This window comes from Hydrogenovibrio marinus (genome assembly GCF_013340845.1).
GTDB classification, from domain to species: Bacteria; Pseudomonadota; Gammaproteobacteria; order Thiomicrospirales; family Thiomicrospiraceae; genus Hydrogenovibrio; species Hydrogenovibrio marinus.
In genome coordinates this window covers 1,761,927-1,776,393 of sequence record NZ_AP020335.1, presented here as the reverse complement: position 1 = coordinate 1,776,393, position 14,467 = coordinate 1,761,927, and the positions used below count along the sequence as shown (strand labels likewise).

Here is a 14,467-nt window from a genome sequence, read left to right as displayed (position 1 = left end):
TAAAATGAAACGTTTTACTCAAAAAATTAAATTGCCATTGTTTTTAATGTTAACAGCCCCAACGTTGGCCTGTGCCAGTGGAGAGTATGATCCGGTGATTCCGTCATTGTGGATTGATCAACTTGAAGCATCCACACAGCAGCAAACCCCTATGTCTTGGGATGCACAAGCATGGATTGGTACCAACTGGAATAAAGTGTATCTGAATACAGAAGGTCAAAGTACTTCAGGTACGACTGAATCAGAAAACCAGCTGTTATATAGCCGTCCAATTTCCAGATTATGGGATATTCAAGCAGGTGCTGGATATGACCAGAATCAAAGTGCTTCTCAAGGCTGGGGAGTAATTGGTGTTCAAGGTCTTGCACCGTACTTCTTTGAAGTTAGAGCAGCGCTAATGGCTAATGACCATAATGTAGGTGCCAGATTTGATGCATCTTATGATGCGCTGATTACACAAAGGCTGATTCTTGTGCCAAGTATCAAGTTGAATGCATACACCAATAATGATGAAAAAATCGGACAAGGTTCAGGAATTTCATCTTCCGAAGTTGGTTTAAGGCTGAGATATGAAATACGTCGCAAGTTTGCCCCATACATTGGCGTTAAATGGAATGAAGCTTACGGCAAAACGGCTGATTACATTAAGGCAGAAAATGGAAAAGCTTCAGAGTTAAGTGCTGTTGCCGGTTTACGTATTTGGTTTTAATTAAAAAGGAGAATGGATATGTGGGATTTTATGAATATGCATGGATATTACGGAGGTGGATTCATGTGGCTATGGTTTTTATTGATCATTTTAGTAGTGGTTTTATTCCTGGTTCCTTTGATTAGAAACAATTCTGTGCAAAATAGTCGACCAAAAGACAGTGCGTTGGAAATATTGGAAAAAAGGTTTGCCAGAGGTGAAATCAATGAAGATGAGTATAAAAGTATGAAGCAAACCTTAGAAAATGATTAGTTTGTGTCGTCACCTTAGTTTTGGCTAAGGTGACGCTTTCATCAATACATTATCGTTGGAACAGGCTAGGAAGTTGTAATTGAATTTGTGCTGATATCATTCTTGTAAGCTAAAGATGTTGTGGCTCAATACACAGCTCTTAAGGTATGAACACAAGACCGCTTAAGCCGTTGCTAAATAGCTACATTGTAAAAGTTAATGGGCGGGTAGTAGTTTCGTTATAATGCGTGCAATTTGTCGTACTTCCAAAGAAGTTCGCTTTCATTACTTTATGTTTCAATTTAAAAAGGAAAAGCAATGTCTCAATTTGAAAATGTGACAGCGGTCAAAGCAGCCAATATTTACTATGATGGAAAAGTCACTAGTCGCACAGTTTTATTTCCCGATGGGAGTCAAAAAACGCTGGGTATTATGATGCCTGGTGATTATGAATTCGGTACTGAAGCGGCTGAAATCATGGAAATGTTGGCAGGTGATGTTGAAGTACTGTTGCCGGGCGAAACTGAGTGGAAGGCGATTCCAGTAGGTGAAACTTTTGAAGTGCCGGCAAACTCTAAGTTTGGTATTAAAGTGAAGACCGTTGCGGATTACTGCTGTTCTTATTTGTAATCTTCACACGCTGTAAAGCATCTTCAAGGCAAATCAATTGATTTGCCTTTTTTGTTTTTGGGCGATCAAAATTTGCCAGGTTGGGGAGATTACTCTGATTTGTCCGCTTGGGTCTCTTTCGATTCAGCAGCTCGTTTTGCGGCACGCTGTTTATCCTGCTTTTTCTTGGCGGCCTTGAAGTATAAGTGCAGACCAAAATGTGCGCCTAACAGTACTACTACGGCGCCGATTGCAATCTCATTGATGTATTCCATAAAAAATCTCTTCACCTATCGAATTTACAGGCTTATTTCCCTCTTGATTCGCTAGTCTACCTGCTTTCTGTTAGAATTTGCAGCCAATAAAATTTAAAAAAGGATGACTTTAATGAGTGATGCAGTCGCGAATGGCTTTGACTGGCGTAAGTATAAAGCCGACACCTTATCCGGGATAACCGTTTCCTTGGCCTTGGTGCCAGAAGCCGTTGCATTTGCTTTTGTTGCAGGTGTGCATCCTTTGGTAGGGCTTTTTGCAGCGATTATCGTTGGTTTCATTACGTCTATTTTTGGTGGGCGTCCTGGGATGATTTCTGCCGCAGCCGGTTCACTGGCGGTAGTCATGATGCATTTGGTCATGGAGCATGGTGCACATTATCTGTTTGCAGCGGTTATCCTGATGGGGATTTTTCAAATCATTATCGGGGTGATGAAGTGGGGGCGCTTTATCCGCATGGTGCCCAGTCCGGTTATGCTCGGGTTTGTAAATGGTTTGGCTTTGGTCATTCTCATGGCGCAATTCACCCAGTTTAAGGACGCGTCAGGAAACTGGTTGACGGGTAATGACCTTTATATGATGGGCGCCATTATCGCTGCGACCATGGCAATTATTTATATCCTTCCACGTTTTACCAAAGCGATCCCATCAGCGTTAGCGGCGATTATTCTAGTGTCTGCTGCGGTGATGCTGTTTGATATTCATGCGGTGACTGTGGGGGATAGAGCATCGGTGCAGGGTACGATAGAGTCTCTGATTTTTGGTGATGGTATCGAGGGTGGTTTTCAAGGTGCAAGTTGGTGGGGATTGCTTCCTGCAGATTTCTTTAGCCTTAACACACTTTGGATCATCTTGCCTTATGCCATTATTTTAACCATTGTCGGGACAACCGAGTCTCTACTGACAATGACATTGATTGATGACATTACGCAAACACGAGGTAAAGGGAATAAAGAAGCCATTGCTTTAGGTGCGGCAAACTGTGTGTCTGGTGCGGTTGGTACAATGGGCGGTTGTGCTTTGATTGGTCAGTCTATGATCAACGTCAACTCAGGTGGCATTGGACGCTTGTCTGGTATCTCTGCGGCTTTAGGCTTGTTGATTATCGTGCTGGTGGCGTCGCCGTTGATTGAAGATGTGCCGATTGGCGCATTGGTTGGTTTGATGTTCTTTGTGGTGATTGCAACTTTCAACTGGTCAAGTTGGAATATCATGCGTGGTATGAGCAAAGCCGATGCGTTCATCATGTTATTGGTAACGGCTTTGACGGTGATTTTCGATTTGGCCGTTGCAGTGATTGCCGGAGTGGTTGTGTCGGCATTGGTATTCGCTTGGCAACATGCGCAACGAATCATGCTAGAAAGTTCTATTGTCGAAAAAGACGGTAAAACTGCAAAAATCTATAAAGTGCATGGCCCGCTATTCTTTGCATCAGCACAAAACTTTGTTGAGATGTTTGATGTGAATAACGATCCTGAGTGCGTACAAATCGACTTCCAGCACTCTCGTGTTTATGACCACACAGGGGTTGAGGCGATAGATAGCCTGACGAAACGTTACCAAGAAGCCAATAAAAAATTGGTATTGAAGCACCTGAGCCCAGAGTGTCAGGAGTTGTTGTCAGATGCACAAGAACTGATTGAAGTGAATGTGTCTGAAGACCCGCATTACCATGTATCACTTGGTAAGTAAGGCTTCTGATAGACATTAAAAAAGCGGGCATTGCCCGCTTTTTATTTATTTGAGGTAGGAGATCTCACTCCGGAGCGTTTGAACAACCAAACGATGACGAAATGGAGCGCGATACTAATCGCCAAACTCCCGCCGGCGACTAACCAGATATGGTCTAAAGCCCAAGCAGACCAACCCATACTTATCTTCTCCTAATATTTTGTTAGGTGATGAACCATCATGCCCCAACCTGGTAGATTTTAAGGTATTAGCGAGTCGTTACGGTAATACGAAGCCGATGGCTTCATGAACAGCTTTCAACGTTTGCTGTGCTTGTTCACGCGCTTGTTCCGCACCTTTGCGCAGGATATTTCTCAGTTCGTCTTCGTGATTGCGTAAGTGATAGAACTCATCTTGAATAGGTTTTAGGTATTCTGCGACCAACTCACCTAACTCTACCTTCAAATGACCGTACATTTTGCCGTCAAAGTGCTGAATGACTTCATCAATGGTTTTTCCACTGATAACTGAATAGATTGTCAGCAGGTTTGATACACCCGGTTTGTTTTCCACGTCATAGGTGATTTCTGTTCCAGAGTCCGTTTGCGCTTTCTTGAACTTTTTAACGATGGTTTTCGGGTCGTCTAACAGCGCGATGAAATTATTTTTGTTTTCATCCGATTTAGACATTTTAGAGGTTGGGTCTTGCAAGCTCATAATACGACCACCGGAAGTTGCAGGTGGAATAAATGGCTCAGGAATCTTGAAGATTTCTTTTTCAAAACGGTTGTTATAACGCACAGCCAAATCACGCGTTAACTCTAAATGCTGCTTTTGGTCTGCACCGACTGGAACCATTTCTGTTTGGTAAAGTAGGATGTCTGCCGCCATCAATACCGGGTAGTCGAACAATCCGACATTGATGTTTTGGGCGTGTTTTTGAGATTTGTCTTTAAACTGCGTCATGCGGTTCAGTTCACCCATGTAGGTTGAGCAGTTCAAAACCCAAGCCAGTTCGGCATGTTCAGGTACGTGAGACTGAATAAAGACCGTGCTTTTGTTTGGGTCAATACCTGAGGCCAAGTAAAGTGCGACAAAGTCCAATGTACGTTTTGACAAGACGGCGGGGTCTTGCTCAACTGTAATGGCATGCATGTTGACCAAAGAGAAAAGGCAGTTGTAATCATCTTGCATTTTTACCCAGTTTTTAATGGAACCGATGTAATTACCGATCATTAAATCGCCTGAGGGCTGGATTCCACTAAATAAAATAGGTTTGCTCATGATTTATCTCACTTATTTTGGTCAAATGCTACAAAAATAAAGCGGCTATTTTCGCATGTTTATAGGGTTTTTGAAAGCTTGTTGAGTTTGTGTCAGGCGTGAAAAACAAGCAAAACTAAAAAAGGTAGGGTATCAACTTTTTGCTCTTGGTTTGATAGTCAGGATAGTTCGTAAACTTTTGTTTGAGAAGCCTTTCTTCGTAGTGAAGTTTGAGCACAAGGTCTACAAGTAACAAACCGTAGCATAACCAAGTAATTGGGTTCTGGCTTTGCACGGCAATTGGGAAGAAGAAGTAGAGTAGCGACGAATACATGGGGTGGCGAATCCAGCGATAAGGGCCTTTCATCACCAGTTGAGCATCAGGCATAGGATCTGGAACGATATTGAATCGTCCTAAATGCATGGTTGTGACGGCCCAAAGTCCTAAACCAACGCCCATGAATTGCAGCAATAGCCATAGGTTCGCGCTGAACCAAGGTTCTAACTCAAGCAGTGCGAAAATACAGGCCAATTGACCGATGACAAGACTGTATGAGATGAATGGGTGCGCAAGTTTTTGAAGCATATAGTTCCTAAATTTCAGGTAATAAAAAAGCCGCTAAAAAGCGGCTTTCTCGTAGCATCTAAAATAACGATATTATTTTAGAGTTGCGATGTAAGCAGCTACGTTCTCGATGTCTGCATCAGAAAGACCAGCAGCCATTGGAGCCATCATAGAAGTCATAGGACCCATTTGCTCACCAGCTTTGTATTTGTGAAGCAATTTAACGATTTCATCAGCTTTCAAACCAGCCAATTTTGGACCTACACCACCGTGAGCGTCTGCACCGTGACAACCAGCACAAGTACCAAAAGTACCTTCGCCAGCAGCAGCGTTACCAGCCGCTTGTGCAGTGGCGCCGAACATTACTACACCAGTAGTAGCTAAAGCAACCAATAGTTTTTTCATAATTGTACTCTCCTAAGCACTTAAAAAGTATTCGGGTTTTACCCTGACCGTAATTACATACGAAAACGGGATTCTAGTCAAGATTGAAGTATTAAGCAATCTTTAATATAAGGTGAAAGAGGGAGTCGCGAGGGTTTGTGCTAAACCCATGCTTGAACCAGCACGGGTTTAGTGGGGATTGAAGACTAGTCTTCTTTACGTAGTGCGTTAGGTAGTTTGGCGGCAATAATGATGAAGATAATGCCGATTACCACCGCGGTCACTGTTCCAGACATGAAACCGAAGATGGCATTGTATTCATGTCCATGGCGAAAAACGCCTTCAGCCAATGCAGACTTACCGCCCAAACTGGTACGATAAATGTCTGTGGTTTTGATGTGTTCATAAGCGATGGCAAATAGCCATGAACCTAGTAGTCCACCGATAATGAAAAACACCGCGTCTTTACGTCCTTCTGCTGCCGAAGACAAAGAAGTACCAGGACAGAGTCCACCTACGGCAAAACCGATACCGAAAATCATCCCACCGACTAATACACCCAAGTAGGCCGCTTTAACACTAAAATGAACAGTTTGTGGTGAAATCGCGTTAACTGTGAATACGATAATAGAAGCAAGACCGATTGCCATAAAAATGGTTTTGGCCAGTTTCATATCAGTCAGTTTTAACATGTCGATAATATGGTTCGGGTTAGTTGCTCCGATGCGCTGAAGTACCGCACCAAAAGCAGCACCTAGAATGATAGCTAGTAAAATTTCCATTGCTGCCTCTCCTTAAGCTTTTTTCTTCATGCCGTAAACCAGCAATGCGGTAGGAATCGCTACCAAGAAAACGCCGAATGCAAATACATAACCACTGACAGCGGTTTGTAGCATTCCGCTAATCATGTGGCCGGAGGTACAGCCGCCAGCCATACGCGCGCCGAAGAGGGTAAATACGCCGCCGATAAAAGCAAACAGGTAACGTTTTTTCGGGTTGAAGCCATAGCGCTTTTGAAAGGCTTCAGGAACTTGTTTTTCTTCTTTGGTTGCTTTTGGACCACCAAAAATCGATGACAACATTGCGCCAAGCATCATAGACAATACAAAGACGAAGCTGTAATTGATAGGATTGCTTGCGCTATGAGCGTAGCTACCTCTCGCTTTATTGATATAGTCGTTGGGACTTGAATAATGTTGTTTGCCATCTTTTTCAGTCACTTGGACAATGTCTTTGTCGAATGTTTTCCAAATAATAGTGTCGGTAACAACGAATTGAGTGGAGACGCCAATTGGTTTGACCAGAATGGTCGCAATCGCGGCAACAAGTGCTAGTGCAATCCCGCCTTTAAGCCAGGTAAATTCACCAGGTCGAATCATTATGTGAACCCTTTGTTTTAAAATATCAATAATAGTTTTTATCAAGCGTATTCTTGTATTAGCATGCAAGAATATTATGAAAAACTTGATTATACCCATAAGGGAAGGGGAGGCAAGATGATGGTTTTTAGGTTTTTGGTGCTGGCTTTGGTTTTATCGTTGATAACTTGGCTGGTTCTTCGTATTCAAGGCAAAAAATTTAACTTTGGAATAGTGCTGATAGGCTCGATTTTAGGGCTTTTGGGAGTGATGTTTGCTTTCTATGGAATTTCAATTTTGGTGGCGAACTCGAATAACTTTTAGGGCTATAAAACCTTTTGAAGGCGGCTTTAATGGAGTTTATCGACCTTGATTGTCGCTATTGGAAAACTCTTCCAATAATCGCTGGAAGCTGTGGTATCGACTGTAGTGAATGCCGCCATTTTCTACAGCATCACGAATGGCGCATTGCGGTTCGTTCTGATGGGTACAGTTGTTGAATTTGCATTTGCCTAGAAAGGGTTGGAAATCCGGGTAAGCCTGTTCCAATTCATGTAACTCACAGGGTGCAGGGCTAAAGAGCCTGACGCCTGGAGAGTCGATGATGTTACCGGCATTCTCTTCACCATGCACTGGCGGCAAGTGATACAAGATACTGTTGGTGGTTGTGTGCTTACCTAGCCCGGTTGACTCGGACAGGTTGTTCACCTTGATTTCTATGTCTGGAATCAGTGCTTTGATTAATGAAGACTTACCTGCGCCAGACGGCCCAACAAAAACGCTGTTTTTGGCGATTAACGCCTCTCTTAAATCTTCTAGCCCGTCTTGCGTTTCGCTTGAAACCGGGTAGATTTCTATATTCAACTCATCATAAGGAATTAGGGTTTCAGCAATCATCTCCCATTGTTCATCTGATTGAATCAAGTCAGTTTTATTGATGACGAGAATTGTAGGAAGTTGAAGTTGATGAGCAACCACCAGATACCGGTCAATCATGTCAGGGTGAATGCCTGGCGTGATGGGCGCGACAATTACCAATAAATCAATGTTGGATGCCACCATTCGTGTTTGGCCACGAAAGCCGGGACGACTGAGCTCTTGCTTTCTTGGGGTAAGAGAGGTTACAACCCCCGTATTTTCTTCAATGTCGGTTTGCCAAGTCACAATGTCACCGGCAACTAATTTGCCAAGGTGTTGACGAACTGCACAATTGACCAGACTGCCGTTATTGGCTTCCACTAATATGCGTTTACCAAAATTTGTGATGACCAATCCCTGTTCTGGAACCCCAAGTAACACATTATTTTCATTTTGGGTTGATTTAGAACTGGCAGCTTGCGAGTCAGTTAAAGGCTCAAGTCGTTTTTCTTTGACTCGCTTTTGTTGCTGTTTGGTCAGTTTGCGTTTTGACAAAAGAATTAATCCAATAGGGCGTCAATCTTTGCGGCAACGATGAAGTCGTTTTGGCTGAGACCTTTTACCGTGTGAGTTGTCAGTACAATTTTACATTCATTGTAGCCAAAGCAAATCTCAGGGTGATGGTCTTCTTTATGCGCAATCCAGGTGACGGCGTTTACAAAAGAAACCGTTTGATGATAGTTCTTGAACTTAAAGGTTTTTTCCAGCGTGATGTAGTTCAAAGGAACTTCCCAGCCACTCATTTGAGCAACCAGGCTCTCAATAGTAGGGATAATCAGCGCTTTGCTGCCCGGTGCAATGTTTTCACAAGATTGATCTTTTAATGGGATATCGTTTTGCATCGCGTTCAAATTCCTGTTGTGTAGAGTTTATGGTTTTTATTTTTGTAAAGACTTCAAGTGATCGATACGGATTTTAGCCGGTGGGTGGCTATCGTGATAAGCCGAATAGCTGGGGTCAGGTGTCAAGCTGCTGGCGTTGTCACGGTACATTTTCAATAGAGCGGAAATCAGGTGTTCCGCCCCTACATGTTGGGCAGCAAAAGCATCGGCTTCAAATTCGTTTTTACGACTTTTGATGGCACTGATAGGTCCTAAAAAGAAGAATAGAGTCGGTACCACGGTCGCAAATAACAGCAGTGCAGCAGCAGGTGTTTGTGAGGTCATGCCTAATCCGGTATAGAAAACAGATTGCTGTACAAGCCAGCCAAGTAATGCCAAACCAACAAGGCTAAGGATGAAGGATTCTGCCATCATTTTTTTGATGTGACCGTGTTTGAAGTGTCCAAGTTCATGGGCAAGTACGGCTTCAACTTCATCGGGTGATAGTTTTTCTAATAAAGTATCGAAAAATACGATGCGTTTATTTTTACCAAAACCAGTGAAGTAAGCGTTGCCATGCCCGGAGCGAGATGAACCATCCATGACAAAAATTCCGTTGGATTCAAAACCTGTTTTTTGTAACAACGCTTCTATTCTCTGTTTCATTTCACCTTCTTCAAGAGGCGTGAATTTGTTGAAAATAGGCGCAATCCATTTAGGGTATGCCCACATAAGGGTAAGGTTGAAAGCAATCCAGATAATCCAAGTATATAGCCACCATGCTTCATTAAAGTAGGCGGTCATAATTTTTAAGATAACCCAAATAAGTGGAATACCTAGCGCCAGCATTAACGCCCATTGTTTCAGAAGATCGCTCACAAACTTCATCGGTGTCATTTTATTGAACCCGAATTCCTGTTCGATTTTAAAAGTTGAAATCCAGCTAAAAGGTAAGTGAAGCAAAGACAAGAACCAGAAGGTGGAAAGTAAGAAGGCCGTATCACGCCAAATTGGAGAAAGCCCCGTTCCAAGCCAGTAGTTGTATATTTCTTGGAATCCTCCACCCAATGTCATGAAAAGTAGCACCGCAGCATCAAAAAACAAGATGAATCGACTAAGTTGTAACTTGGCTCTTGAGTAGTTGGCCGCTTTTTGATGCGCTTCAAGGTTAACGACTTCGTTGAATTCTTCGGGCACGGTTGAGCTATGTGAAGAGATATAAAACTGATTTTTAACGTTTAGCCAAAGCTCAATTAAAAAATTCAAAGAAAGTGTGAGTAGAAAAGTGATTGTTATCCAAGTGGTCATAATGATTGTTTAATTGTTTAGTTTTAAAGACTATTTTCTTATAGTGATAAGAAAATTTTTTTCAAGATAACCTTCAGATTAACTGGAGATTTCGTTTTATAAGGCTAATGCTTCCTTGAGAGAAAGTACAATAGCGTTTAATATTTGACTTATTTTAGTTTAAAAGCCCTGTGAGCGTGAAGAAAATAGGGATTCAAAAGTGGATGGTAGATCATGAAGTCTGAAAGCAATCTGATATGGATAGATTTAGAAATGACGGGGTTGGATCATAAAACCGATCAAATTCTGGAGATTGCCTCGGTTGTCACGGATGCTGAACTCAGGGTGTTGGCAGAAGGCCCTGTAATTGCCATTCAAACTGAACAACGCTATTTAGACGGTATGGATGAATGGTGCACTACCCACCATGGAAACTCAGGTTTGACCAAGCGTGTACAGGACAGCAAGATTTCCATGGCGCAAGCAGAGCAAATGACGATGGAGTTTCTTAAAGACTGGTTACCAAAAGGAAAGTCACCGATGTGTGGAAACAGTATCTGTCAGGATCGTCGCTTTATGATTGAACAGATGCCTGAACTGGAAAGTTTCTTCCATTATCGAAACTTAGATGTTTCAACGCTGAAAGAGCTTGCTAGACGATGGATTCCTCAAGTTTACTCATCGCACAAAAAGAAAGGGGCTCACTTAGCGTTGGATGACATTTATGAATCGATTGATGAGTTAAAACATTATCGAAAACATATGTTTATCGAAGAGGCGCGTGGCGCTGAATAACCTCATAATCAAGAGAAAATAGCTTTCTTGACTACGGAAATCTATTTGGCTATTTTTCACTTCTGGTAAGGATTGGAATCAGGAATTTTGAACTGAGCATTAAAAAATGCTTGGTTAAGCACATTCCTGTCCAATTTGCCGTTCCCTGTCATAAGGTTTTGTTATATAATCGCTTACTTTTCTTACACAAATTTTTGTAAGAATTCGTTCGAAAATTTTTTTAGTTGAAAGTATTCGGCTTGCTTTGCAAAACAAGCACTTAAAAGTCAGGTCGGAATACTTTTATATGGAGGACCGTTGTTGTGGAATTAACTGGTGCTCAGATTCTAGTGCATTACCTAGAAGATGAGGGAGTAGAGTATATTTGGGGGTATCCTGGTGGTGCGGCATTGCCTATCTATGATGCTCTTGATACTGACGCTAAAAAACTGAAACACGTTTTGGTGCGTCACGAACAAGCTGCCGTACATGCTGCGGATGGCTTCGCTCGTTCTACAGGTAAGCCAGGAGTGACGCTTGTGACTTCAGGTCCGGGAGCAACCAATACCGTTACGGGAATCGCGACGGCATTTATGGACTCGATTCCGTTGGTTGTTATTACCGGGCAGGTGCCGACTGCGTTGATTGGTCTGGATGCATTCCAGGAAATCGACACGGTTGGGATTACAAGACCGATCGTCAAACACAACTTCTTGGTCAAGGATGTTAATGATCTTGCGATGACGCTCAAAAAAGCTTTTTACATCGCCACGACAGGCCGACCTGGCCCTGTTGTCGTTGACATCCCGAAAGATGTACAAAACGCCAAAAGCAACTATGAATATCCACAAGAAGTTAGTTTGCGCTCCTACGTACCTGTGACGAAAGGCCATAGTGGACAGATTAAAAAAGCCATCGAGATGATGATGTCGGCTGAAAGACCGATTTTATACACCGGTGGCGGCGTCGTTTTGGGGGATGCTTCCTATGAGTTGACGGAGTTAGCTCGTAAGTTGAACTTCCCTGTAACCAATACCTTGATGGGGTTGGGGTCTTTCCCAGCAGATGATTCTCAATTTGTCGGAATGTTGGGAATGCATGGTACTTATGAAGCGAATTTGGCCATGCATAACTCTGATTTGATTATTGCGATTGGCGCGCGTTTTGATGACCGAGTAACGGGCAATCTTGAGAAGTTTTGCCCGGATGCTAAAGTTATTCATATTGATATCGATCCGGCTTCTATTTCAAAAAATGTTGCCGTAGATATTCCAATTGTTGGCCCTGTTAAACAAGTGCTAAGCGAAATGCTGAACTTGTTGAGCAAGCACCCTGTAGAAGCTAATGCTGAAGCATTGGCATCTTGGTGGGAGCAAATCAACACTTGGCGCTCGACGGATTGTTTGCGTTATGAGCAAATTGGTAACAAGATCAAACCACAAGCAGCTATGCAAGCCGTATGGGAAGTGACGAATGGTGATGCCTACGTTACTTCTGATGTCGGTCAGCACCAAATGTTTGCCGCGCAGTATTACCGTTTCAATAAACCAAGACGTTGGATTAATTCCGGTGGTCTGGGAACAATGGGATTCGGTTTGCCTGCGGCAATGGGTGTGCAGGCTGCGTTTCCTGATGACACTGTTATTTGTGTGACGGGTGAAGGTTCAATTCAAATGAACATCCAAGAAATGTCCACTTGTATGCAGTATGGTTTGCCTATCAAGGTCATCTGTTTGAATAATGGCTTTTTGGGAATGGTTCGGCAATGGCAGGAATTCTTCTATGACAGACGTTATTCAATGTCTTATATGGATTCATTGCCTGATTTTGTGAAGCTGACAGAAGCTTACGGGCATGTCGGTGTTCGCATTGATAACCCTGAAACCATGAGAGCGCAATTGGAAGAAGTATTCTCAGATAAGAACAAAGATAAATTTGTATTTGTCGATATTATCACCGATCAACAGGAAAACGTTTATCCGATGGTTCCTGCTGGTGCTGGGCTAGATGAAATGATCTTGGTGTAGGGGTGATAAGATGAAGCATATTATTTCGATGTTAATGGAAAATGAATCTGGTGCACTATCTCGTGTTGCCGGGTTGTTTTCTGCTCGTGGATACAACATCCAGACTTTGACTGTCGCACCCACAGAAGATGAAACCATTTCGCGTTTAACGTTGGTTTCATACGGTAACGACTACCAGATTGAACAAATCGTCAAGCATTTGAATCGCTTGGTCGACGTTATCAAGGTTGTCGATATCACCGAAGGCTCTCATATTGAAAGGGAGTTGATGTTGGTGAAAGTCAAAGCAACAGGTGCAATGCGTGAAGAAGTAAAACGCTTGGCGGATATTTTCCGTGGCACCATTGTGGATGTTACAGCCAATATTTATTCGGTTCAGTTGGTTGGTGAAAGCCAAAAACTAGACGCGTTTATCGAAGCGTTGGATCAAGGTGTGATTGTCGAGACAGTTCGTTCCGGCGTCGTTGGTCTGATGCGTGGTGAAAAATCATTACATTTATAAATTTTAACAATTGAGTAAGTTAAGGAAAAACAATGCAAGTTTATTACGATAAAGATTGTGATTTGTCCATTATCCAAGGCATGAAAGTTGCGATTATCGGTTTCGGTTCTCAAGGTCACGCGCATGCGGCGAACTTGAAAGATTCTGGTGTTGACGTAACTGTTGGTTTGCGTGCAGGTTCTTCATCTATCAAGAAAGCAGAAGGTTACGGTTTAAAAACTGCTGACGTTGCAACAGCTGTTGCAAACGCTGACTTGGTTATGATTTTGACGCCTGACGAATTCCAATCTAAGTTGTACAAAGAAGAAATTGAACCAAACATCAAGCAAGGTGCTGTTCTAGCATTTGCTCACGGTTTCGCTATCATCTACAACCAAATCGAGCCTCGTAAAGATTTGGACGTTATCATGATTGCGCCTAAAGCACCAGGTCACACTGTACGTTCTGAATTCGTTCGTGGTGGTGGTATTCCTGACTTGATCGCTGTAGAGCAAGACGCTTCTGGCCGTGCAAAAGACATCGCGCTTTCTTACGCTAGCGGTGTTGGTGGTGGTCGTACTGGTATCATCGAAACAACTTTCCGTGACGAATGTGAAACTGACTTGTTCGGAGAACAAGCGGTTCTTTGTGGTGGTGCGGTTGAGCTTGTTAAAGCAGGTTTTGACACTTTAGTTGAAGCTGGTTACGCGCCTGAAATGGCATATTTCGAATGTTTGCACGAGTTGAAGCTAATCGTTGACTTGATGTTCGAAGGTGGTATCGCGAACATGAACTACTCTATCTCTAACAATGCTGAGTATGGTGAGTATGTGACTGGTCCTCGCGTTATTAACGACGAGTCTCGTGCTGCAATGCGTGCTGCGTTGAAAGACATCCAAACTGGTGAATACGCTAAGAAATTCATCTTGGAAGGTCAATCAAACTATCCTTCAATGACAGCAATGCGTCGTTTGAATGCAGAACACGGTATCGAAGTAGTTGGTAACAAACTACGTTCGATGATGCCTTGGATCGCTGCTAACAAAATCGTTGACCAAGAGAAGAACTAATCTCTTATCAATGCTTTGCGAAAGCC

The 14,467-nt window shown here is 42.8% G+C and carries 18 protein-coding genes; 9 read left to right on the top strand and 9 right to left on the bottom strand.

Going from position 1 to position 14,467, the window contains the following annotated elements; translation table 11 throughout:
- The first annotated feature begins 4 nt into the window (after positions 1–4).
- The 3 genes from HVMH_RS08510 (at position 5) to ppnP (ending at position 1,570) form a co-directional block, all read left to right on the top strand.
- Positions 5–709 (top strand): copper resistance protein B, encoded by a 705-nt coding sequence (locus HVMH_RS08510; protein WP_029909993.1) that lies wholly within the window; start codon positions 5–7, stop codon positions 707–709.
- 18 nt (positions 710–727) lie between these two features.
- A complete protein-coding gene (locus HVMH_RS08505; protein WP_029909991.1) occupies positions 728–961 on the top strand; it encodes an SHOCT domain-containing protein in 234 nt (77 codons plus the stop codon).
- Between the two features lie 297 nt (positions 962–1,258).
- Positions 1,259–1,570, top strand: coding sequence for a pyrimidine/purine nucleoside phosphorylase (ppnP, locus tag HVMH_RS08500; protein ID WP_029909989.1), 312 nt, complete (start codon positions 1,259–1,261; stop codon positions 1,568–1,570).
- An 89-nt stretch (positions 1,571–1,659) separates the two neighbouring features.
- Here ppnP and HVMH_RS08495 read toward each other — a convergent pair whose 3' ends face one another.
- Positions 1,660–1,824 (bottom strand): hypothetical protein, encoded by a 165-nt coding sequence (locus HVMH_RS08495; RefSeq protein ID WP_155837666.1) that lies wholly within the window; start codon positions 1,822–1,824, stop codon positions 1,660–1,662.
- 112 nt (positions 1,825–1,936) lie between these two features.
- Between HVMH_RS08495 and HVMH_RS08490 the strand changes: the two genes are divergently transcribed.
- On the top strand, positions 1,937–3,514 hold the full coding sequence (locus tag HVMH_RS08490) for a SulP family inorganic anion transporter (protein WP_029909987.1): 1,578 nt from the start codon (positions 1,937–1,939) through the stop codon (positions 3,512–3,514).
- 258 nt (positions 3,515–3,772) lie between these two features.
- On the opposite strand, the gene trpS is transcribed toward HVMH_RS08490, so the two are convergent.
- From trpS to HVMH_RS08465, 5 genes are all read right to left on the bottom strand, one after another.
- On the bottom strand, positions 3,773–4,777 hold the full coding sequence (gene trpS, locus HVMH_RS08485) for a tryptophan--tRNA ligase (protein ID WP_029909985.1): 1,005 nt from the start codon (positions 4,775–4,777) through the stop codon (positions 3,773–3,775).
- Between the two features lie 115 nt (positions 4,778–4,892).
- The gene (locus tag HVMH_RS08480) at positions 4,893–5,342 is read right to left on the bottom strand and encodes a methyltransferase family protein (protein ID WP_029909983.1); all 450 of its coding nucleotides are present in this window, start codon (positions 5,340–5,342) and stop codon (positions 4,893–4,895) included.
- A gap of 72 nt (positions 5,343–5,414) precedes the next feature.
- Positions 5,415–5,726: a c-type cytochrome gene (locus HVMH_RS08475; protein ID WP_029909981.1), complete on the bottom strand. Its 312-nt coding sequence runs from the start codon at positions 5,724–5,726 to the stop codon at positions 5,415–5,417.
- A gap of 185 nt (positions 5,727–5,911) precedes the next feature.
- Positions 5,912–6,487: a DUF6691 family protein gene (locus HVMH_RS08470; protein ID WP_029909979.1), complete on the bottom strand. Its 576-nt coding sequence runs from the start codon at positions 6,485–6,487 to the stop codon at positions 5,912–5,914.
- Positions 6,488–6,499: 12 nt separating this feature from the next.
- On the bottom strand, positions 6,500–7,183 hold the full coding sequence (locus HVMH_RS08465; RefSeq protein WP_081822706.1) for a YeeE/YedE thiosulfate transporter family protein: 684 nt from the start codon (positions 7,181–7,183) through the stop codon (positions 6,500–6,502).
- Between HVMH_RS08465 and HVMH_RS08460 the strand changes: the two genes are divergently transcribed.
- On the top strand, positions 7,148–7,387 hold the full coding sequence (locus tag HVMH_RS08460; protein WP_162174168.1) for a hypothetical protein: 240 nt from the start codon (positions 7,148–7,150) through the stop codon (positions 7,385–7,387). The two genes, HVMH_RS08465 and HVMH_RS08460, sit on opposite strands and share 36 nt — an antisense overlap.
- Before the next feature lie 36 nt (positions 7,388–7,423).
- On the opposite strand, the gene rsgA is transcribed toward HVMH_RS08460, so the two are convergent.
- Genes rsgA through HVMH_RS08445 form a run of 3 tightly spaced genes read right to left on the bottom strand, consistent with a single transcriptional unit; the run spans position 7,424 to position 10,110 of the window.
- Positions 7,424–8,476, bottom strand: coding sequence for a ribosome small subunit-dependent GTPase A (rsgA, locus tag HVMH_RS08455; protein WP_029909973.1), 1,053 nt, complete (start codon positions 8,474–8,476; stop codon positions 7,424–7,426).
- Between the two features lie 5 nt (positions 8,477–8,481).
- Positions 8,482–8,823 carry a 4a-hydroxytetrahydrobiopterin dehydratase gene (locus HVMH_RS08450; RefSeq protein ID WP_029909971.1) on the bottom strand — a complete coding sequence of 114 codons (342 nt, stop codon included), beginning with the start codon at positions 8,821–8,823 and terminating at the stop codon, positions 8,482–8,484.
- A gap of 36 nt (positions 8,824–8,859) precedes the next feature.
- Positions 8,860–10,110: a M48 family metallopeptidase gene (locus tag HVMH_RS08445; RefSeq protein WP_029909969.1), complete on the bottom strand. Its 1,251-nt coding sequence runs from the start codon at positions 10,108–10,110 to the stop codon at positions 8,860–8,862.
- 213 nt (positions 10,111–10,323) lie between these two features.
- On the opposite strand from HVMH_RS08445, the gene orn reads away from it, so the two are divergent.
- The 4 genes from orn to ilvC all read left to right on the top strand — a co-directional run bounded on the left by orn (position 10,324) and on the right by ilvC (position 14,441).
- Complete coding sequence (orn, locus tag HVMH_RS08440; RefSeq protein ID WP_029909968.1) at positions 10,324–10,884, top strand: oligoribonuclease; 561 nt, start codon at positions 10,324–10,326, stop codon at positions 10,882–10,884.
- Between the two features lie 302 nt (positions 10,885–11,186).
- On the top strand, positions 11,187–12,890 hold the full coding sequence (locus HVMH_RS08435; protein ID WP_029909966.1) for an acetolactate synthase 3 large subunit: 1,704 nt from the start codon (positions 11,187–11,189) through the stop codon (positions 12,888–12,890).
- A gap of 10 nt (positions 12,891–12,900) precedes the next feature.
- The gene (gene ilvN / locus HVMH_RS08430; protein ID WP_029909963.1) at positions 12,901–13,392 is read left to right on the top strand and encodes an acetolactate synthase small subunit; all 492 of its coding nucleotides are present in this window, start codon (positions 12,901–12,903) and stop codon (positions 13,390–13,392) included.
- A gap of 32 nt (positions 13,393–13,424) precedes the next feature.
- A complete protein-coding gene (gene ilvC / locus HVMH_RS08425) occupies positions 13,425–14,441 on the top strand; it encodes a ketol-acid reductoisomerase (RefSeq protein ID WP_029909961.1) in 1,017 nt (338 codons plus the stop codon).
- Positions 14,442–14,467: the final 26 nt, after the last annotated feature.

Coding starts and splice junctions, on each gene's coding strand:
- HVMH_RS08495 (WP_155837666.1), bottom strand. CDS start 1,824: ATGGAATACATCAATGAGATTGCAATCGGCGCCGTAGTAGTACTGTTA.
- HVMH_RS08505 (WP_029909991.1), top strand. CDS start 728: ATGTGGGATTTTATGAATATGCATGGATATTACGGAGGTGGATTCATG.
- HVMH_RS08465 (WP_081822706.1), bottom strand. CDS start 7,183: ATGGGTATAATCAAGTTTTTCATAATATTCTTGCATGCTAATACAAGA.
- ilvC (WP_029909961.1), top strand. CDS start 13,425: ATGCAAGTTTATTACGATAAAGATTGTGATTTGTCCATTATCCAAGGC.
- orn (WP_029909968.1), top strand. CDS start 10,324: ATGAAGTCTGAAAGCAATCTGATATGGATAGATTTAGAAATGACGGGG.
- HVMH_RS08470 (WP_029909979.1), bottom strand. CDS start 6,487: ATGGAAATTTTACTAGCTATCATTCTAGGTGCTGCTTTTGGTGCGGTA.
- ppnP (WP_029909989.1), top strand. CDS start 1,259: ATGTCTCAATTTGAAAATGTGACAGCGGTCAAAGCAGCCAATATTTAC.
- HVMH_RS08490 (WP_029909987.1), top strand. CDS start 1,937: ATGAGTGATGCAGTCGCGAATGGCTTTGACTGGCGTAAGTATAAAGCC.
- HVMH_RS08460 (WP_162174168.1), top strand. CDS start 7,148: ATGCAAGAATATTATGAAAAACTTGATTATACCCATAAGGGAAGGGGA.
- HVMH_RS08445 (WP_029909969.1), bottom strand. CDS start 10,110: ATGACCACTTGGATAACAATCACTTTTCTACTCACACTTTCTTTGAAT.
- HVMH_RS08475 (WP_029909981.1), bottom strand. CDS start 5,726: ATGAAAAAACTATTGGTTGCTTTAGCTACTACTGGTGTAGTAATGTTC.
- trpS (WP_029909985.1), bottom strand. CDS start 4,777: ATGAGCAAACCTATTTTATTTAGTGGAATCCAGCCCTCAGGCGATTTA.
- ilvN (WP_029909963.1), top strand. CDS start 12,901: ATGAAGCATATTATTTCGATGTTAATGGAAAATGAATCTGGTGCACTA.
- HVMH_RS08480 (WP_029909983.1), bottom strand. CDS start 5,342: ATGCTTCAAAAACTTGCGCACCCATTCATCTCATACAGTCTTGTCATC.
- HVMH_RS08450 (WP_029909971.1), bottom strand. CDS start 8,823: ATGCAAAACGATATCCCATTAAAAGATCAATCTTGTGAAAACATTGCA.
- HVMH_RS08510 (WP_029909993.1), top strand. CDS start 5: ATGAAACGTTTTACTCAAAAAATTAAATTGCCATTGTTTTTAATGTTA.